Below are 18,326 nucleotides of genomic sequence, written 5' to 3'. Positions count from 1 at the left end.
GACTGGAACGGAAGGCCGTTGCCGCGTGAACCAACCAGCAGAACCCCGAGCGGAAGACCGACCCGCGCGACTCACCGTCGGAGTCGTGGGAGCCGGCCGCGTGGGGCCCGCCCTCGCCGCCGCCCTGCGGCTCGCGGGGCACCGCCCCGTCGCCGTCTCCGCGGTCTCCGACGCGTCCGTGCGCCGCGCCGCGACCCTGCTTCCCGACGTTCCGATCATGCCGCCGGCCCAGGTGCTCGCCCACGCCGACCTGGTCCTGCTGACCGTTCCCGACGACGCCCTGCCCGCCCTGGCCGAGGGCCTGGCCGAGACCGGAGCCGTACGCCCCGGACAGATCCTGGTGCACACCTCCGGTCGTTACGGCGTGAAGGTCCTGGAGCCCGCCCTGCGCGCCGGCGCCCTGCCGCTCGCCCTGCACCCGGCCATGACCTTCACCGGGACCTCGGTCGACGTCCAGCGGCTGGCCGGCTGTTCCTTCGGCGTCACCGCGCCCGAGGAGCTGCGCCTGGCGGCCGAGGCCCTGGTCATCGAGATGGGCGGCGAGCCGGAATGGATCCGCGAGGAGGCCCGTCCGCTGTACCACGCGGCCCTGGCCCTCGGCGCGAACCACCTGGTCACGCTCGTCGCCCAGTCCATGGAGCTGCTCCGTACGGCCGGAGTCGCCGCGCCCGACCGGATGCTGGGCCCGCTCCTGGGCGCCGCCCTGGACAACGCCCTGCGCTCCGGCGACGCCGCCCTGACCGGCCCCGTCGCGCGCGGTGACGCCGGCACGGTCGCCGCCCACGTCGCCGAGCTGCGCAAGCACGCGCCGGGCACCGTCGCCGGCTATCTGGCGATGGCCCGCACGACCGCCGACCGGGCGCTCGCGCACGGCCTGCTCAAGCCCGAGCTGGCCGAGGATCTGCTGGGCGTGCTCGCCGAGGGGGAGTCCCGATGAGGTCCGCGTCCGTTCCGCCCGAGGACGCCGGGACCTCCGGCCCGTCCGGAGCGTTCGCCCCCGTGCGCACGGCGGGCGAGCTGCACGCCCTGCCCCGCCGCGGCAGGCGCGCCGTCGTCATGACGATGGGCGCCCTCCACGAAGGCCACGCCACCCTCGTCCGTGCGGCCCGCGCGTGCGTCGGCCCCGACGGGTCCGTCGTCGTCACCGTCTTCGTCAACCCCCTGCAGTTCGGCGCGGGAGAGGATCTCGACCGCTACCCGCGCACGCTGGAGGCCGACCTCGCGACCGCCCGCGCGGCGGGGGCCGACGCGGTCTTCGCGCCCTCCGTCGACGAGGTGTACCCCGGCGGGGAGCCGCAGGTCCGGATCACCGCCGGCCCCATGGGGGAGCGCCTCGAAGGCGCCTCCCGCCCGGGCCACTTCGACGGCATGCTCACCGTCGTCGCGAAGCTCCTCCACCTCACCCGCCCCGACGTGGCGTTCTTCGGCCAGAAGGACGCCCAGCAGCTGGCGCTGATCCGCCGCATGGTCCGCGACCTGAACTTCCCGGTCGAGATCGTCGGTGTGCCGACCGTCCGCGAGCCCGACGGCCTCGCCCTCTCCAGCCGCAACCGCTATCTCTCCACCGCCGAGCGGCGTACCGCCCTCGCCCTGTCCCGGGCCCTGTTCGCCGCGAGCGACCGGCTCGCCGCGCAGCAGGCGCTGTGCGCGCGCGCCGCCTCGCTGCCGGGTTCGGAGAGCCGGGCGGAGGCGCTGTCGCGGCTCGGCGAGGCCCGCGCCGCGGCCGACGCGCACGCCGTCGCCCAGGCACCGGACGGCACCGGGGCCGCCGCGGTGCGGGCAGCGGCCCGCTCGGTGCTCGACGACGCGGCGAAGGCCGAGCCCCCGCTCGCCCTCGACTACCTCGCTCTGATCGACCCGGCCGACTTCACCGAGGTCGCCGACGACCACGACGGCGAGGCGATCCTCGCCGTCGCCGCGCGCGTCGGCGCCACCCGGCTGATCGACAACATCCCCCTGACCTTCGGAGCCACCAAGTGACCGGAATACGGCTGCACGCTCCCGCACCCGGCTGGGCCATCGACGCCGATGTCGTCGTGGTCGGCTCCGGCGTCGCCGGACTGACCGCCGCCCTGCGCTGCACCGCCGCGGGACTGCGTACGGTCGTCGTCACCAAGGCCCGCCTGGACGACGGTTCCACCCGCTGGGCCCAGGGCGGCATCGCCGCCGCGCTCGGCGAGGGCGACACGCCGCAGCAGCACCTGGACGACACGCTCGTCGCCGGCGCCGGGCTGTGTGACGAGAGGGCCGTGCGCGCCCTCGTCACCGAGGGCCCGGACGCCGTCCGCCGGCTGATCGCCACCGGCGCCGACTTCGACAAGGACGCCGACGGGGAGATCGCCCTCACCCGCGAGGGCGGCCACCACCGGCGCCGCATCGCGCACGCCGGCGGCGACGCCACCGGCGCCGAGATCTCCCGCGCGCTGGTCGAGGCCATACGGGACCGGGCGGTGGCCACCATCGAGCACGCCCTCGTCCTGGACCTCCTCACGGACGCCGAGGGCCGTACGGCCGGCGTGACGCTGCACGTCATGGGCGAGGGACAGCACGACGGCGTCGGCGCGGTCCACGCCCCGGCGGTGGTGCTGGCCACCGGCGGCATGGGCCAGGTCTTCTCCGCCACCACGAACCCGGCCGTCTCCACCGGTGACGGCGTCGCGCTCGCCCTGCGGGCCGGCGCCGAGGTCTCCGACCTGGAGTTCGTGCAGTTCCACCCCACCGTGCTCTTCCTGGGCGCCGACTCCGAGGGGCAGCAGCCGCTGGTCTCCGAGGCGGTGCGCGGCGAGGGCGCCCATCTGGTCGACGCGGACGGGGTCCGCTTCATGCTCGGTCAGCACGAGCTGGCGGAGCTGGCCCCGCGCGACATCGTCGCCAAGGCGATCATGCGCCGGATGCGGGAGCGGGGCACCGAGCACATGTACCTCGACGCCCGCCACTTCGGCTCGCAGATGTGGGAGCACCGCTTCCCGACGATCCTGGCCGCCTGCCGCGCCCACGGAATCGACCCGGTCACCGAGCCGATCCCGGTCGCCCCCGCCGCGCACTACGCCTCCGGAGGCGTCCGCACCGACCTGCGGGGGCGGACGACCGTCCCCGGCCTGTACGCCTGCGGCGAGGTCGCCTGCACGGGCGTGCACGGCGCCAACCGGCTCGCCTCGAACTCGCTCCTGGAAGGGCTGGTCTTCGCCGAGCGGATCGCCGAGGACATCGCTGCCCACGCCGGGCGCGCGCCCGGCGTCCCCGCCCCTGACCCGGCGCCCGTCGTCGTGCCGCTGCTCGACCCCGCCGCCCGGACCTCCGTCCAGCGGGTCATGACGGCGGGCGCCGGCGTCCTGCGCTCCGAGGCGAGCCTGCGCGAGGCGGCGGACGCGCTCGACGCCCTGCACATCGGCGCCGTCGAGGACGGGACCGCCGACCGGAAGTCCGCCGAGCCCGGCACGGAGTCCTGGGAGACCACGAACCTCCTCGCGGTCGCGCGCTTCCTGGTCGCCGCCGCGCACCGCCGCGAGGAGACCCGCGGCTGCCACTGGCGCGAGGACCACCCCGAGCGCGACGACACGGCCTGGCGCCGTCACCTCGTCGTCCGCCTCACCCCGGAGCGGACGCTCGACGTCCTGTTCACCGACAGCCAAGACTTTCCCCCCACCGCCGCCGACGCCCCCAGGGAGCCGTAACCGTGAGCACGCCGAGCACCCCCGAAGAAGAACGCCCGCAGCCCGTGGACGTACCCCTGATCCAGATCAGCGCGCCCGCCGAGAACGCGGGCGGCTGCGGCGAGGGGTGCGGCTGCGCCGACGGCGACGAGGTGTACGAGTGCGGTCTGGACCCCGCCCTCGCCCAGCTGCTCGCCGATGCCGGTCTGGACCCCGTGCAGGTCGAGGACATCGCCCACCTGGCGATCGAGGAGGACCTCGACGGCGGCGTGGACGTGACCACGGTCGCGACCGTCCCCGAGGACGCCGTCGCCACCGCCGACTTCACCGCTCGCGAGGCGGGCGTGGTGGCCGGCCTGCGGGTCGCCGAGGCGGTCCTGTCCATCGTCTGCACGGAGACCTTCGAGGTCGAGCGGCACGTGGAGGACGGCGAGCGGGTCGAGGCCGGCCGCAAGCTCCTGTCGGTCACCACCCGCACCCGCGACCTGCTCACGGGCGAGCGCAGCGCGCTGAACATCCTGTGCCGCCTCTCCGGCATCGCCACCGCCACGCGCGCGTGGGCGGACGCCCTGGAGGGCACCAGGGCCCGGGTCCGCGACACCCGCAAGACGACGCCGGGCCTGCGCGCCCTGGAGAAGTACGCGGTGCGCTGCGGCGGCGGCGTCAACCACCGCATGTCGCTGTCGGACGCGGCCCTGGTGAAGGACAACCACGTGGTGGCGGCCGGCGGTGTGGCGCAGGCGTTCAAGGCCGTGCGGGAGCTGTTCCCCGAGCTGCCGATCGAGGTCGAGGTCGACACCCTGCACCAGGTCCGCGAGGTCCTCGACGCGGGCGCCGACATGATCCTGCTCGACAACTTCACCCCGGAGCAGACCGAGGAGGCCGTCGCCCTGGTCGCCGGCCGGGCCGCCCTGGAGTCCTCCGGCCGTCTCACGCTGGAGAACGCGGCGGCCTACGCCGCGACGGGCGTGGACTACCTCGCGGTGGGCGGTCTCACGCACTCGTCCCCGATCCTGGACATCGGCCTCGACCTCCGTGACGCCTCGGAGGCGGCGGTCTGATGCTTCTGACCATCGACGTCGGCAACACGCACACCGTCCTCGGTCTCTTCGACGGCGAGGAGATCGTCGAGCACTGGCGCATCTCGACGGACCCGCGTCGCACGGCCGACGAGATGGCGGTCCTTCTGCAGGGCCTGATGGGCATGCACCCGCTGCTGGGTGTGGAGCTGAGCGACGGCATCGAGGGCATCGCGATCTGCGCGACGGTCCCCTCCGTCCTGCACGAGCTGCGCGAGGTGACGCGGCGGTACTACGGCGACGTACCCGCCGTCCTCGTCGAGCCCGGCGTCAAGACGGGCGTCCCGATCCTCACGGACAACCCCAAGGAGGTCGGCGCGGACCGCATCATCAACGCGGTCGCCGCGGTCGAGCTGTACGGCGGTCCGGCGATCGTGGTCGACTTCGGCACGGCGACGACGTACGACGCCATCACCGCGCGCGGCGAGTACGCCGGCGGCGCGATCGCGCCGGGCATCGAGATCTCGGTCGAGGCGCTGGGCGTCCGCGGCGCCCAGCTCCGCAAGATCGAGCTGGCCCGGCCGCGCAGTGTGATCGGCAAGAACACGGTCGAGGCGATGCAGTCGGGCATCGTCTTCGGCTTCGCGGGGCAGGTCGACGGCGTGGTGGCCCGGATGAAGCGGGAGATCGTGGGCCGGGGCGGCGACCCCGCGGACGTGACGGTGATCGCGACGGGCGGTCTGGCCCCGATGGTGCTGGGCGAGTCCACGGAGATCGACGAGCACGAGCCCTGGCTGACCCTGATCGGCCTCCGCCTGGTGTACGAGCGCAACGTGTCCCGGATGTAGGGCACGCGCGCCGACGGGGCGGGGGCCCCCGTCGGCACGAGGGCGGGGCGGTGCGGCGGCCGGTCGGAGGCAACGCGCCCGGGGGATGATCGGTAAACGAAATTTGTCCGATTAGCGCGTATTGTCACCTCATGCCCACGCCATACGGATCCCGCGGCGGCATGGCGTTCAGCGCGGACGAGCTGCGTGTGCTCCGCCGCGCCCTTGCCACCGCCCTCAACCCCGCCCCCCTCCAGGGCGAGGACGTCCAGGACTGCCTGCGTCTCGCCGAAGCCGTGGACGACGCCGTCCGCGAGGCCGGCCGGCTGCGCGCGTTCCTCCTGGCCGACCTGGCCCGCTACCGCGAGGCCCTGCCCGGCTCGCTCCCCGGATACCTGGAGCTCCTCCAGGACGCGCTCGCCGCGGGCTACGACCCCGCCGTCGACGATCTCGCCGCGCTGCGCGCCCTGCGGGCCAACCCGCGCGCCGCGGTGCTCCTGGATCGCTGCCAGGTCCTCGCGGAACGCTCCGTACGCGCCCGCCTGGCCCGGGTCACGCAGACGGCCGTGGCCACCACCCCCCGCCCGCGCGTCCGGCTGCTCGCCCTGCCCGGCGGCCGCGCCGCCGACGAGCCCAAGCCGACGCCGGCGCCCCCGCCCGCCGAGCGCCCCGTACCCAAGCCCTCCGAGGTCTTCCCGCCGCGCCGGCGCCCCGTACCCCCGCCCCCGCCCGAGGAACGCGCCGCCGGATAGCTACCCTGGACGCCATGGACTACGTATCCGCGCTCGTGCCCCCGGTCGTGATGGCCGCGTTCTTCATCGCTCTCGTGGTCACCATCGTCAAGAGCCAGGGCGGCCCGAACAAGGCCAAGGAGGACGCGGCCGTGGACGCCGCCCTCGCCCGCGCCGAGGCCGCCCGCCAGGCGGACGGACCCACCGCCTAGCCTTCCCGCGCGGTCGCGTGATCCCGCTCCCGTAGCCCGCACCACCGAGGACGTACGCCCGCTTTAGCGGCGTACGTCCTTTTTGTTGCGTTTCCTACGTCAATAACCGGCCCTTACCGCCTCGCCCACTATGGTGGCGATGTGCCCCGTCAATTGGGAGAGCTCGAAGACGCCGTCATGACGCGCGTCTGGCAATGGAACCGCCCGGTGACCGTCCGGGAAGTACTGGAGGATCTCCAGCAGGAACGGTCCATCGCCTACACCACCGTCATGACCGTAATGGACAATCTCCATCAGAAGGGCTGGGTACGGAGGGAAGTCGAGGGCCGCGCCTATCGATATACCGCCGTCTCCACCCGCGCCGCCTACTCCGCCGCCCTCATGAACGAGGCCTGGTCCCAGAGCGACAACCCGGCCGCCGCCCTGGTCGCCTTCTTCGGGATGATGTCGTCCGAACAGCGCGACGCGCTCAACGACGCCATCCGCGTCGTCGGCTACAACAGCGCCGACGCGCCGCCCGCACCGGCCGAGGGTGCCGACGGGACCGGGGCTCCGGGGCGATAACGTCCCCCCATGCCGTCGTCCCCCGCCTCCGCGCCCCTCTCGAAAGCCGTCACCGTACGCCGGGCCCGCACCAGCGACGTCGCCGCGGTCCGCCGCCTCGTCGATCCGTACGTCGGCCGGGGCATCCTGCTCGACAAAGCGACCGTCACGCTTTACGAGGACATCCAGGAGTTCTGGGTCGCCGAACGCGACGAGGACGCGGTCGTCGTCGGATGCGGCGCACTCCATGTCATGTGGGAAGACCTCGCCGAAGTGCGTACTCTCGCCGTCGATCCCGAGTTCAAGGGCGCCGGCGTCGGACATCACGTGCTCGACAAGTTGTTGCACACCGCCCGATGGCTCGGGGTGCGCCGCGTATTCTGCCTGACCTTCGAAGTCGACTTCTTCGCGAAGCACGGCTTCGTCGAGATCGGCGAGACTCCGGTCGACGGAGATGTCTACAGCGAGCTCCTGCGTTCCTATGACGAGGGTGTCGCCGAGTTCCTGGGTCTCGAACGAGTGAAGCCGAACACCTTGGGCAACAGCCGGATGCTTCTGCACCTGTGACCGTAACGGTCAACCGGATCCCTATGTCCGAATCGCGCACGTTTCCCGCGTTCCCGGGCTTCTGAACCTCTGCCAGGGGTTTGTGTTTTTCCGGGAAAAGCGGTTTCCTTTCCGCGTACTGCATTTTCGATGAAAGGAAATCCGGTGGCACAGAAGGTTCAGGTCCTTCTTGTCGATGACCTCGACGGTGTCGAGGCGGACGAGACCGTGACGTTCGCGCTGGACGGCAAGACCTACGAGATCGACCTCACCACCGCCAACGCGGACAAGCTCCGTGGCCTGCTCGAGCCGTACACGAAGAGCGGCCGGCGTACCGGCGGCCGCAGTGCCGGCACGCGCGGCAAGGGCCGGGTCGCCGCCGGCGGAAGCCCGGACACCGCGAAGATCCGCGCGTGGGCGAAGGAGAACGGCTACAACGTGAACGACCGCGGCCGGGTGCCCGCGGAGATCAAGGCGGCCTACGAGGACGCGAACCGCTGACCCGTCAGCTGCCTGGACGCCTGGCCACGCGTCCGGGCGCCCAGCAGCCGCGCCCGGTGGCACTCCCCGGCCGCGGCGGCCACGAGCCGTACGAGACAGGGGGCGCCCGCATCGCCCCGCACGGCGGTCTGCAGGGCCGGCAGCGAGGACTCCACCTCGCGGCCGGGCTCGGGAGCCCGCAGCCACACAGCTGCGCCCGGCGCGCCGGAACCGCTCCATCCAGGGGGGATGGGGGCGGTCATCCGGCCGCCCGCGCCCAGCGCCGCGAGATCCAGCGTGATGCCGCCCCACTCCAGCCAGTCGAGCAGTCCGGGAAGCTCCTCCGCGCTTCCCGCGGCGACCAGTAGCCGCATCCTGCGCCCCATGAGGGCCACCGGCCCCACGGCGCCGCCCATCCTGCGCAGCACCTCACGACCGGCCACGGCGGGCATTTCCAGGACGTCGAAGCGCAGCCCCGTCACCAGCTGCACCGGCGGGCCCTCGACGGTCGCCCAGCCGAGCTCGTGCGCGTACCACCGCGCGGGGCCGTCTTCGAGCGGCGAGCGGGGAAGCGGGACGGTGAAGGCCATGCCCGGGGAACTCCCGCCGGGACCGGTTGGTTACGCCCGGAGCTGACACAGCGTTCCCGAACCACTGCGCGGAGTGTCCCTGATGGGGGCGTACGGGTGCATTCGAGAGCGCAAGGGTGTTCGCCCGTAGCGGAGGGAACCGGGGTGTGCTGCATGGAGTGTCAGTGCTTACGGGTAAGACATTCCTAGTGGGGAGGGGCGACTCGCGGGCTTTGGCGTCTCACGTTCGCCATCGGCGTACAGAAGCCGGGGCTAACAGCTTGGCCTGCGGGAACATCGTCTCGCACCATCGGGTTGGAGCATTTGTCGGCTGTTCGGCAGCAGGTCTCCCCGCCAGAGAGGGGGTGATCCGGACGGATGTCGGCAGTTGGAATGAGCGGTCCCCGCTTGCGGGACTAAGCTGCGGAAGGACAGGGAGGGGATCGACCCCTAACTGACTGACCGCTCTGAGGAGCGATTAACGATGTTCGAGAGGTTCACCGACCGCGCGCGGCGGGTTGTCGTCCTGGCTCAGGAAGAAGCCCGGATGCTCAACCACAACTACATCGGCACCGAGCACATCCTCCTGGGCCTTATCCACGAGGGTGAGGGTGTCGCCGCTAAGGCCCTGGAGAGCCTCGGGATTTCGCTCGAGGCGGTCCGCCAGCAGGTTGAGGAGATCATCGGTCAGGGGCAGCAGGCCCCGTCCGGGCACATCCCCTTCACCCCGCGTGCCAAGAAGGTCCTGGAGCTTTCGCTCCGCGAGGCCCTCCAGCTCGGCCACAACTACATCGGCACCGAGCACATCCTGCTCGGCCTGATCCGCGAGGGCGAGGGCGTCGCCGCCCAGGTCCTCGTGAAGCTGGGCGCCGATCTCAACCGGGTGCGGCAGCAGGTCATCCAGCTGCTCTCCGGCTACCAGGGCAAGGAAGCCGCCACGGCCGGCGGTCCTGCCGAGGGCACCCCCTCGACGTCCCTGGTCCTCGACCAGTTCGGCCGGAACCTCACCCAGGCCGCTCGCGAGTCCAAGCTCGACCCCGTCATCGGGCGCGAGAAGGAGATCGAGCGGGTCATGCAGGTGCTGTCCCGCCGCACGAAGAACAACCCGGTCCTCATCGGCGAGCCCGGCGTCGGCAAGACCGCCGTCGTCGAGGGCCTGGCGCAGGCCATCGTCAAGGGCGAGGTGCCCGAGACCCTCAAGGACAAGCACCTCTACACCCTCGACCTCGGCGCGCTGGTCGCCGGTTCCCGCTACCGCGGTGACTTCGAGGAGCGCCTGAAGAAGGTCCTCAAGGAGATCCGCACCCGCGGCGACATCATCCTGTTCATCGACGAGCTCCACACCCTCGTGGGTGCGGGTGCCGCCGAGGGCGCGATCGACGCCGCCAGCATCCTCAAGCCGATGCTGGCCCGCGGTGAGCTGCAGACCATCGGTGCCACCACGCTCGACGAGTACCGCAAGTACCTGGAGAAGGACGCCGCCCTCGAGCGCCGCTTCCAGCCCATCCAGGTCGCCGAGCCGTCGCTGCCGCACACGATCGAGATCCTCAAGGGTCTGCGCGACCGGTACGAGGCCCACCACCGGGTCTCCATCACCGACGAGGCCCTCGTCCAGGCCGCGACCCTGGCCGACCGGTACATCTCGGACCGCTTCCTGCCGGACAAGGCGATCGACCTGATCGACGAGGCCGGCTCCCGGATGCGCATCCGCCGGATGACCGCGCCGCCGGACCTCCGCGAGTTCGACGAGAAGATCGCCGGTGTCCGCCGGGACAAGGAGTCCGCGATCGACTCCCAGGACTTCGAGAAGGCGGCGTCTCTCCGCGACAAGGAGAAGCAGCTGCTGGCGGCGAAGGCCAAGCGGGAGAAGGAGTGGAAGGCCGGCGACATGGACGTCGTCGCCGAGGTCGACGGCGAGCTGATCGCCGAGGTCCTCGCGACCGCCACCGGCATCCCGGTCTTCAAGCTGACCGAGGAGGAGTCCTCGCGTCTGCTCCGCATGGAGGACGAGCTCCACAAGCGCGTCATCGGCCAGATCGACGCCGTCCGTGGTCTGTCGAAGGCGATCCGCCGTACGCGTGCCGGTCTGAAGGACCCGAAGCGCCCCGGTGGCTCGTTCATCTTCGCCGGCCCGTCCGGTGTCGGTAAGACCGAGCTGTCCAAGGCGCTCGCCGAATTCCTCTTCGGCGACGAGGACGCGATGATCTCCCTCGACATGTCGGAGTTCAGCGAGAAGCACACGGTCTCCCGTCTCTTCGGTTCTCCCCCCGGATACGTGGGCTACGAAGAGGGCGGTCAGCTCACCGAGAAGGTGCGCCGCAAGCCGTTCTCCGTCGTCCTCTTCGACGAGGTCGAGAAGGCCCACCCCGATATCTTCAATTCCCTTCTCCAGATCCTGGAGGACGGTCGACTGACCGACTCCCAGGGCCGGGTCGTGGACTTCAAGAACACGGTCATCATCATGACGACCAACCTCGGGACCCGGGACATCTCGAAGGGCTTCAACCTCGGCTTCGCGGCCCAGGGCGACACGAAGTCCAACTACGAGCGGATGAAGGCGAAGGTCAGCGACGAGCTGAAGCAGCACTTCCGCCCGGAGTTCCTGAACCGTGTGGACGACGTCATCGTCTTCCCGCAGCTCACCCAGGACGACATCCTGCAGATCGTCGACCTGATGATCGGCCGGGTGGACGAGCGCCTCAAGGACCGGGACATGGGCCTCGAGCTCTCCCAGTCCGCGAAGGAGCTGCTCGCCAAGAAGGGTTACGACCCCGTTCTGGGCGCCCGGCCGCTGCGCCGGACGATCCAGCGCGAGATCGAGGACACGCTCTCCGAGAAGATCCTCTTCGGCGAGCTGCGCCCCGGTCACATCGTGGTCGTGGACACCGAGGGCGAGGGTGAGGAGAAGAAGTTCACCTTCCGCGGTGAGGAGAAGTCGGCACTGCCCGACGTCCCCCCGATCGAGCAGGCGACCGGCGGAGCCGGCCCCAACCTCTCGAAGGACGCGTGACGCCGCACTGAGCGGCGAAAGGGGCGGCCCCGGACTCGCAGGAGTCCGGGGCCGCCCCTTTCGTCCGCGCCCGGGCCGCCCCGTGTCGCGGACGGCCCCCGTCAGGTCACGTCCGGACGTCGACGGTGGCGGGGAGGCGCTCGGCGCCGGTGATCGGGACGTGGGAGGCCAGGACGGACGCGAGGCGGGTCAGGCCCGCGAGGGGGGCGAGGTCCTGGGCGGGGCCGTGCGGGTCGATCCCGACGAGGTGCAGGTGCCGGAGGCCGGGGAAGGTCCGGGCGACCAGGTCGCCGAGCCGCACGCTCCGGCTGTGGTTGTCGACGAGCACGTAGAGGGAGTCGACGCCCGGGACGCGGACCGTGTCCGGGCAGCCGGCCGGGGTGGCCCCTTCCAGGAAGAGACTGCGCAGGCCGCCCAGGGCCGCGATGCCGTTCCAGTCGTCCTCGGTCAGTCCCCCGACGGGGCCGAGGATCAGCACCTCCAGCTGGGCGAAGGCGCTCAGGATCCCCAGTCCCCGCGGGGGGCGGGAATCCAGGCGGAGGGAGCGGAGCCGGTCCTTGCCGGGTATCGATTCCAGGGCCCAGCCCATGCCGGCCCTCAGCGCGAGGATCCTCGCCTCCGCGAGGAGCGGGGCCAGCTGGGCCACGCCGTGATCGGAGAGGCCGGGCCGCAGATCGAGCGACTGCGGCCGCAGACCCAGGCGCACGAGTTCCGCGGCCTGCGCGTCGGAGCGGACCGTGAAGTCGAGGCCGGTCGGATCGAGTCCGGCGATGATCTCCTCGCCGTAGGCCGCCGGGTCGAACCGGGACCACCCCCAGACGAGCTGGGAGCGGACGCGCAGTGACGGATGGCGGGTGAACCGCCTGAGGTAGGGCAGCGCGGCCTCGTGGGTGACGTGGGTCGCCGTGGTCACCGCCATCAGGGCCGCCTCCTCGTCCAGGCCCTCCGGTCCCGGGAGTAAGTCGAGCACCGCCCGCCCCACCGAGGCCAGCTCCCGTGCCTCTCCCACGTCGCGGGGCGGGATCACCTCGGCCGTGCGCGCAAGGATCCGTGCCCGGACGTCCGGGGCCACCTCCGTCGCCTCCTCCAGGGCCGTCGCCGCCACGACGAGGATGCGGAGCTGGGTGCGGCGGTCCTCCGCCGCGTCGGCCGCCTTCAGCAACTCCGTGAAGATCTCCTCGCATTCGCGGGGGCGCGCGTGGCCGACCGCCATGCGGACGACGTCCTCCCACTGGTCGTCGGCCGCGTGCCGCACCAGGACGCCGATGTCCCACCGGTCCACCAGCGCCTTGGCAGCGAGGTGGTCCTGGAAGGTGCGGTGGACGAAGTCGACGCTGTCCGGCGTCGGTTCGCGCAGCAGCCCGCTGCGGTGGAGCAGGTGGGTGAAGACCGCGTCCGGGTCGTCGAAGGCCGCGGCCTCGGGGACGTGCGGGACGCGTGAGCGCACGATCGACTCGGCGCGCGAGCGGTCCATCTGCGTACGGCCGTTGAGCGTGAGCCAGTACGCGAGCCGCTGGATCAGCTGGATCTGCGGAGCCTCGCCCAGCTCGATCCCGTACGGCGTCCCCATGTCCCGCTCGCGGTCGCGCCGGGCGAGCAGCATGGACAGCGCGGCCTCGTACAGCGCCTTGCGGCCCCGGGGCAGGAAGCCGCGGCGGTCACGGTGCAGGGCGCAGATGAGCCCGCACATCAGCGGGTTGGTGGCGAGCTGGGCCACGTGGCCCGCGGTGCGGAGCGCGTCGAGGAGGGAGTGTTCGTACGGCCGCGCCTCCGGACCCGCCGCCTGGTGCCAGCGCCGGACGAAGGTGGTGACCTCGGCGCGGGACATGGGGGAGAGGGCGAGTTCGGTGAAGCCGTCGGGGGTCAGCCAGTCGTCGCGTACGGCGGTGGGGCGGGAGGTCACCAGCCAGCGGTTGCCGTCGTAGGTCGCGAGGAGGTCGCGCAGCCAGCCCCGGGCGCGCTCGCGCTCGGCCTCGGGCACCTCGTCGATGCCGTCGACGAGGATCAGGCCGCGCCCGGCGGTGAGGACGCGGTCGGCCCAGCCGTCGGGCGGGGTGAGCGGGCAGCCGGCGGCGGAGAGGAAGCGGTCGGGGGCGGGGAGCCGTTCGCCGTGGCGGGTGAGGGTGCGCAGGGGGAGGACGAAGGGGACGCGGTCGTGGAGGTACTCCATGCCCTCGGCCCGGTTGTCGGTCGCCGCCGAGACGGTCAGCCACTGGACGAGGGTCGTCTTGCCGGAGCCGGCCAGGCCGCGCAGCAGGACCTTGTCGTGGCGGGCAAGGGCCAGGTCGGCGCGCAGGGTGTCCGCCGGCCGCTGCCCGGGGCCGGCGAGGTGCCGGAGGACGTCCTCGCTCACGGAGGCGAAGACGGCACCGTCCTCGTGGAGCGCGCTCCGGCGGTCCGTCGCGTCCACCGCCCCCGGCGCCGCGAACCAGGGGCCCGCTGCCGCCGGAGTGCTCGCCTCCAGCGACAGGTACGCCACGTCGAGCGGCCATCGGTCCGGGGAGTGGTAGAGGTCGATGCCGTGGATCGTCAGCCGGCCGTGCCTCTTGGCCAGGTGCGCCAGATAGCGCCGCTCGAACTCGGCGTCCCGCCCGTCCCCCCGCGGTGTCCGGGTGATCAGCGTGTCCACCTTGGCCGTCAGCTCGGCCTGGCCCCGGGTCTGCTCCACCAGCGTCCGCGCCACGAAGGTGGTGCGCTGGGTGAAGAACTCCAGGATGTGCAGACAGGCCCACTCGGTGAGCGAGCCGAGGAAGAGGACGGAGTCCGTGGAAAGGCCGTCGGGGTCGGGTGCCGCGGCGCGGAGGCGGCGGGCCAGGTCGCGGTGGCCGAGGCGGACGGCCTGGACGTCGTCCATGTCGAGGTCGCCCAGGGCCAGGAGCGTGCCGGCCAGGGCGTCGGTGACGGCCTCGGCCTCGTCGGCGGGGAAGGGGGGCTCCCCTGGGCCGGTCCGCGCCCGCTCGACGAGGGTGGCCGCCAGTCTGCGGACGTCCTTGTCGGTGAGCGTGCGCTGCTCGCCGCGGAAGGAGACCAGGCGGGAGAGGCGGACGCGGCGGGCGGTGCCGGTCAGGCCCGCGCCGGGGCCGTCCTGGACCAGGAGCCGCCTGAGCAGCGGTCCGATCACGCCGGAGGCGAGCCGTGTGCCGATGAGTGCTGGTTCCACTTCCGTCCCCCGATGCAGCCGTGCCCCTGAAGCGTGCCGTCAGCGTAGTCAGGGACGGGTTCCGGAGGGCCCCGGTTGCGTGACCCAGGTCGCAATGCGGGGGCGGCCGCCGTGACAAGGCGCACAGGCGATTTCGGGTGTACTAGCCGGAATAGTGATGACGTTTGCGGTCGATTCGGGACGTTCAGGGGCGGAGTCACGGGACTTTCGTCCCGCGGTGTCCCGAACCGTACGAGATACGGCCTCTCGGGCCCTGGGGGACAGGTCCGACGTGCGGGTAAACAGCTTCGCTTGGGCAGGTTTGTCCGTTTACCGAGAGGGGTCCTCCAGGTCGTCAAGACCTGAACTTCCCCGGAGATCGCTACGACGACATGTCGTAGATGGGGGGTTTGAGCCGAGATGGGCGTCCGGGTTACCAAGGTGTGGCCAGCCCGGCGCACCACCCGCGTCGGGTCCCGCTCAACCCGGAGGTTTTCCCCCGTATGTCGAAGCGCGTTATGAACCCCGCCGCCCGCGTCACCGCCGTTGCTCTCGCCACCGCGGGTCTGGGAGCGTCGCTGGTGGCCGGAGCAGGGTCCGCCTTCGCCGCCGAGGGCAAGGCCACCATCGCGTCCGTCGCCGCGACCGGTGCGTCCGCTGCCGTCGCCGCGCAGGCCGACGCTCAGGCCCAGGCCGCCGCCCACGCCGCCGCCGTGAAGAAGGCGGCCGCCGAGGCTGCCGCCGCCAAGCAGGCCGCCGCCAAGGCCGCCGCCGTGAAGAAGGCCGCTCCGAAGGCCGCCAAGAAGAACGCCGCCTGGGTCAAGCCGGTCAGCTCCTACACCCTGACCGCCAGCTTCGCCCAGGGCGGGGCCATGTGGTCCCACAAGCACTCCGGCCAGGACTTCGCCGTGCCGGTCGGCACCGCGGTCAAGGCCGCCGGCGCCGGCACCGTCGTGAAGGCCGGCCCGAACGGCGGCGGTGACGGCCCGGCGTACGGCAACGCCATCGTCGTCAAGCACGCCAACGGCAAGTACTCGCAGTACGCCCACCTGTCGAAGATCAACGTCGGCATCGGCCAGAAGGTCGCCGCCGGTCAGAAGATCGCGCTGTCGGGCAACACCGGAAACTCCTCCGGCCCGCACCTGCACTTCGAGATCCGCACGACCCCGAACTACGGCTCGGCCCTGAACCCGTCCGCGTTCCTCCGCTCGGTCGGCGTCACCATCTGACCGGTTCGGACCGGCCGGGACTCCACCGGCCGCCCTACGGGGCGCGGTGTGCCTGAGCGATGAGATCGAGGGCGACCTCGAGGACGGCTTCACGCTTCTCCTCGGGGTCGCCCTCGACGTTCTGCATGAAGAACATCCCGGCGTGCATGGTGAACATCGCGCTGACGCAGCGCACCCGGTCGGTCATGGAGAAGTCCGGCTCCTGGATCAGCCCGGTCAGTTCGAGCATGCGCTCCTTGAAGGTCAGGCCGATGCTCAGCTCCCGCACGGTGGCCTGGTTCTCCTGCATGAAGCGGAACAGCGGCGCCGCCCCGACCAGCGCGTCCTGGTAACGGCGCAGGATCTCCTGCTTCGTCTCCAGCGTGCGCGGCTGCTCACGCGCCCAGTCGATCAGCTCGTCCATCGGCCGCGTCAGGTCCTGGAAGATGCCGATGATGATGTCTTCCTTGGTCTTGAAGTGGTAGTACAGCGCCGCCTTCGTGACCTCCAGCCGCTCCGCGATCTCGCGCAGCGACGTCTTCTCGTATCCCTGCTCGGCGAAGAGTTCGAGAGCGACGTCCTGGATGCGCTGGCGGGTGTTGCCTCTGGCCATGGTCTGCTCGCTCCCACCGACTTTTACTTACTTGACGCCCGGCTAGTGACGGGTCTACCTTCCTTAGTCTAGTAACTAGCCGGGCGGCAAGTAAGTGCCCGGGCGGGTGTACGGAACGGACCGGGGAGACGGGGACATGGCGACGACCGAGACAGGCGGCGTACCGGCGGAGGCGACCACACCACCGGCGGGCGGGAAGGCGGGGCGCAGCGTGCGCGTCGTGCTGCTCGCCCTCATGATCGCGATGCTGCTCGCGATGCTGGACAACATGATCATCGGCACCGCCATGCCGACGATCGTCGGCGAACTGGGCGGCCTGGAGCACCTGTCCTGGGTCGTCACCGCCTACACCCTGGCGACCGCGGCCTCCACGCCCATCTGGGGCAAGCTCGGCGACATGTTCGGCCGCAAGGGCACCTTCCTGATCTCGATCGTGATCTTCCTGATCGGCTCGGCGCTCAGCGGCATGGCCCAGGACATGGGCCAGCTCATCGGCTTCCGCGCGGTCCAGGGTCTGGGCGCCGGCGGTCTGATGGTCGGCGTCATGGCGATCATCGGCGACCTGATCCCGCCCCGTGAGCGCGGTAAGTACCAGGGCATGATGGCGGGCGTGATGGCCCTCGCCATGATCGGCGGACCGCTCGTCGGCGGCACCATCACCGACCACTGGGGCTGGCGCTGGTCCTTCTACATCAACCTGCCGCTGGGCGTCGTCGCCCTCGCCATGGTCACCGCCGTCCTGCACCTGCCGAAGAAGAAGCGCGACCGCTCCACCCGGATCGACTTCCTCGGCGCGGGACTGCTGACCGTCGGCATCACCGCGATCGTCCTGGTCACCACCTGGGGCGGCACGGAGTACGCGTGGGGCTCCGCCACCATCGTCGGGCTCTCGGTCGCCGGTGTCGCCGCGCTCGCCGCGTTCCTGTGGGCCGAGACCCGCGCGGCCGACCCGATCATGCCGCTGCACATCTTCCGCAGCGGCAACTTCACCCTCATGTCGGTGATCGGCTTCCTCACCGGCTTCGTGATGTTCGGCGCGGTCCTCTTCCTGCCGCTGTTCCAGCAGTCCGTGCAGGGCGCCTCCGCCACCAACTCCGGCCTGCTGCTCCTGCCGATGCTGCTGGCGATGATGGTCGTCTCGCTGGTCTCCGGCCGCATCACCACCAACAGCGGCAGGTACAAGATCTTCCCGATCATCGGTACGGCGCTGATGGTCCTCGGCCTGTTCCTGCTCGCCCAGATGGACACCGGGACCTCGCGGCTCACCTCGGGCGTCTACATGGCCGTGCTCGGCGCGGGCATGGGCTTCCTGATGCAGATCACCATGCTCGTCGCGCAGAACAGCGTCGAGATGAAGGACATGGGCGTCGCCTCCTCCGCGACCACCCTCTTCCGGACCCTCGGCTCCTCCTTCGGCGTCGCGATCATGGGCGCGCTCTTCACGAGCCGCGTCCAGGACGAGATGGCGGCCCGCGGCGGCTCGGAGCTGACGCAGCGGTCGGCCCAGCTCGACGCGGCCTCGCTCGCGAAGCTGCCGGAAGCGCTGCGCGAGGCGTACCAGCACGCGGTGGCCGCGGGCACCCACTCCGCCTTCCTGGTCGGAGCGGCGGTCGCGGTGAGCGGCTTCGTCCTCTCCTTCTTCGTCAAGGAGGTGGCGCTGCGCGGCGCGGGCCCGGAGCGCAAGCCCGCCGCAGCCGAGGGCGACGCGCCGAAGGTCGCCGAGACGGTCTGACCGGCACGGTCACCCTCCCGTACGGGATGCGGAAGCGGCCCCGG

16 protein-coding genes are annotated in these 18,326 nt (G+C 71.7%); 13 read left to right on the top strand and 3 right to left on the bottom strand.

What is annotated here, in order from left to right:
• Positions 1 to 25: 25 nt before the first annotated feature.
• The 10 genes from AB0K65_RS00190 (at position 26) to AB0K65_RS00145 (ending at position 8,032) form a co-directional block, all read left to right on the top strand.
• Positions 26 to 937: a DUF2520 domain-containing protein gene (locus AB0K65_RS00190; protein ID WP_365712650.1), complete on the top strand. Its 912-nt coding sequence runs from the start codon at positions 26 to 28 to the stop codon at positions 935 to 937.
• Positions 934 to 1,980 (top strand): pantoate--beta-alanine ligase, encoded by a 1,047-nt coding sequence (panC, locus tag AB0K65_RS00185; RefSeq protein WP_365712648.1) that lies wholly within the window; start codon positions 934 to 936, stop codon positions 1,978 to 1,980. Before AB0K65_RS00190 ends, panC begins: the two co-directional genes overlap by 4 nt.
• Positions 1,977 to 3,674 (top strand): L-aspartate oxidase, encoded by a 1,698-nt coding sequence (locus AB0K65_RS00180; protein WP_365712646.1) that lies wholly within the window; start codon positions 1,977 to 1,979, stop codon positions 3,672 to 3,674. The genes panC and AB0K65_RS00180 overlap by 4 nt, the downstream gene beginning before the upstream one ends.
• Before the next feature lie 2 nt (positions 3,675 to 3,676).
• A complete protein-coding gene (gene nadC / locus AB0K65_RS00175) occupies positions 3,677 to 4,714 on the top strand; it encodes a carboxylating nicotinate-nucleotide diphosphorylase (protein ID WP_365712644.1) in 1,038 nt (345 codons plus the stop codon).
• Positions 4,714 to 5,520 (top strand): type III pantothenate kinase, encoded by an 807-nt coding sequence (locus AB0K65_RS00170; RefSeq protein ID WP_365712642.1) that lies wholly within the window; start codon positions 4,714 to 4,716, stop codon positions 5,518 to 5,520. Before nadC ends, AB0K65_RS00170 begins: the two co-directional genes overlap by 1 nt.
• A gap of 161 nt (positions 5,521 to 5,681) precedes the next feature.
• A complete protein-coding gene (locus AB0K65_RS00165) occupies positions 5,682 to 6,251 on the top strand; it encodes a hypothetical protein (RefSeq protein WP_365713598.1) in 570 nt (189 codons plus the stop codon).
• 14 nt (positions 6,252 to 6,265) lie between these two features.
• Positions 6,266 to 6,442: a hypothetical protein gene (locus tag AB0K65_RS00160; RefSeq protein ID WP_365712640.1), complete on the top strand. Its 177-nt coding sequence runs from the start codon at positions 6,266 to 6,268 to the stop codon at positions 6,440 to 6,442.
• A 141-nt stretch (positions 6,443 to 6,583) separates the two neighbouring features.
• Positions 6,584 to 7,006, top strand: a complete 423-nt coding sequence (locus AB0K65_RS00155; RefSeq protein ID WP_365712638.1) for a BlaI/MecI/CopY family transcriptional regulator — start codon at positions 6,584 to 6,586, stop codon at positions 7,004 to 7,006.
• Positions 7,007 to 7,015: 9 nt separating this feature from the next.
• Positions 7,016 to 7,552, top strand: a complete 537-nt coding sequence (locus AB0K65_RS00150; RefSeq protein ID WP_365712636.1) for an amino-acid N-acetyltransferase — start codon at positions 7,016 to 7,018, stop codon at positions 7,550 to 7,552.
• A 144-nt stretch (positions 7,553 to 7,696) separates the two neighbouring features.
• Positions 7,697 to 8,032 (top strand): Lsr2 family protein, encoded by a 336-nt coding sequence (locus AB0K65_RS00145; RefSeq protein WP_147979058.1) that lies wholly within the window; start codon positions 7,697 to 7,699, stop codon positions 8,030 to 8,032.
• Here the strand turns inward: AB0K65_RS00145 and AB0K65_RS00140 are convergent.
• Positions 8,011 to 8,601: an SCO3374 family protein gene (locus AB0K65_RS00140; RefSeq protein WP_365712634.1), complete on the bottom strand. Its 591-nt coding sequence runs from the start codon at positions 8,599 to 8,601 to the stop codon at positions 8,011 to 8,013. The two genes, AB0K65_RS00145 and AB0K65_RS00140, sit on opposite strands and share 22 nt — an antisense overlap.
• A 463-nt stretch (positions 8,602 to 9,064) precedes the next feature.
• On the opposite strand from AB0K65_RS00140, the gene AB0K65_RS00135 reads away from it, so the two are divergent.
• A complete protein-coding gene (locus AB0K65_RS00135) occupies positions 9,065 to 11,590 on the top strand; it encodes an ATP-dependent Clp protease ATP-binding subunit (protein ID WP_365712632.1) in 2,526 nt (841 codons plus the stop codon).
• 106 nt (positions 11,591 to 11,696) lie between these two features.
• On the opposite strand, the gene AB0K65_RS00130 is transcribed toward AB0K65_RS00135, so the two are convergent.
• Positions 11,697 to 14,750: an NACHT domain-containing protein gene (locus AB0K65_RS00130; protein ID WP_365712630.1), complete on the bottom strand. Its 3,054-nt coding sequence runs from the start codon at positions 14,748 to 14,750 to the stop codon at positions 11,697 to 11,699.
• A gap of 482 nt (positions 14,751 to 15,232) precedes the next feature.
• Here AB0K65_RS00130 and AB0K65_RS00125 point away from each other — a divergent pair, with 482 nt between their 5' ends.
• On the top strand, positions 15,233 to 15,958 hold the full coding sequence (locus AB0K65_RS00125; RefSeq protein ID WP_365712628.1) for a M23 family metallopeptidase: 726 nt from the start codon (positions 15,233 to 15,235) through the stop codon (positions 15,956 to 15,958).
• Between the two features lie 34 nt (positions 15,959 to 15,992).
• Here the strand turns inward: AB0K65_RS00125 and AB0K65_RS00120 are convergent, their stop codons facing one another.
• Entirely contained in the window at positions 15,993 to 16,550 is a 558-nt protein-coding gene (locus AB0K65_RS00120) for a helix-turn-helix domain-containing protein (protein WP_365712626.1), read from the bottom strand.
• A gap of 136 nt (positions 16,551 to 16,686) precedes the next feature.
• On the opposite strand from AB0K65_RS00120, the gene AB0K65_RS00115 reads away from it, so the two are divergent.
• Positions 16,687 to 18,282, top strand: a complete 1,596-nt coding sequence (locus AB0K65_RS00115; RefSeq protein WP_365712624.1) for an MDR family MFS transporter — start codon at positions 16,687 to 16,689, stop codon at positions 18,280 to 18,282.
• Positions 18,283 to 18,326: the final 44 nt, after the last annotated feature.

This window comes from Streptomyces sp. NPDC053755, from assembly GCF_040677675.1.
Taxonomy (GTDB): Bacteria; Actinomycetota; Actinomycetes; order Streptomycetales; family Streptomycetaceae; genus Streptomyces.
The sequence above is the reverse complement of the archived record's forward strand: the minus strand, read 5'-3'. Positions and strand labels throughout refer to the sequence as shown.

Excerpts from the sequence above, each read along its gene's own strand:
- panC (WP_365712648.1), top strand. The coding sequence starts at position 934 with ATGAGGTCCGCGTCCGTTCCGCCCGAGGACGCCGGGACCTCCGGCCCG.
- AB0K65_RS00170 (WP_365712642.1), top strand. The coding sequence starts at position 4,714 with ATGCTTCTGACCATCGACGTCGGCAACACGCACACCGTCCTCGGTCTC.
- AB0K65_RS00165 (WP_365713598.1), top strand. The coding sequence starts at position 5,682 with ATGGCGTTCAGCGCGGACGAGCTGCGTGTGCTCCGCCGCGCCCTTGCC.
- AB0K65_RS00160 (WP_365712640.1), top strand. The coding sequence starts at position 6,266 with ATGGACTACGTATCCGCGCTCGTGCCCCCGGTCGTGATGGCCGCGTTC.
- AB0K65_RS00150 (WP_365712636.1), top strand. The coding sequence starts at position 7,016 with ATGCCGTCGTCCCCCGCCTCCGCGCCCCTCTCGAAAGCCGTCACCGTA.
- AB0K65_RS00140 (WP_365712634.1), bottom strand. The coding sequence starts at position 8,601 with ATGGCCTTCACCGTCCCGCTTCCCCGCTCGCCGCTCGAAGACGGCCCC.
- AB0K65_RS00135 (WP_365712632.1), top strand. The coding sequence starts at position 9,065 with ATGTTCGAGAGGTTCACCGACCGCGCGCGGCGGGTTGTCGTCCTGGCT.
- AB0K65_RS00125 (WP_365712628.1), top strand. The coding sequence starts at position 15,233 with ATGTCGAAGCGCGTTATGAACCCCGCCGCCCGCGTCACCGCCGTTGCT.
- AB0K65_RS00120 (WP_365712626.1), bottom strand. The coding sequence starts at position 16,550 with ATGGCCAGAGGCAACACCCGCCAGCGCATCCAGGACGTCGCTCTCGAA.
- AB0K65_RS00115 (WP_365712624.1), top strand. The coding sequence starts at position 16,687 with ATGGCGACGACCGAGACAGGCGGCGTACCGGCGGAGGCGACCACACCA.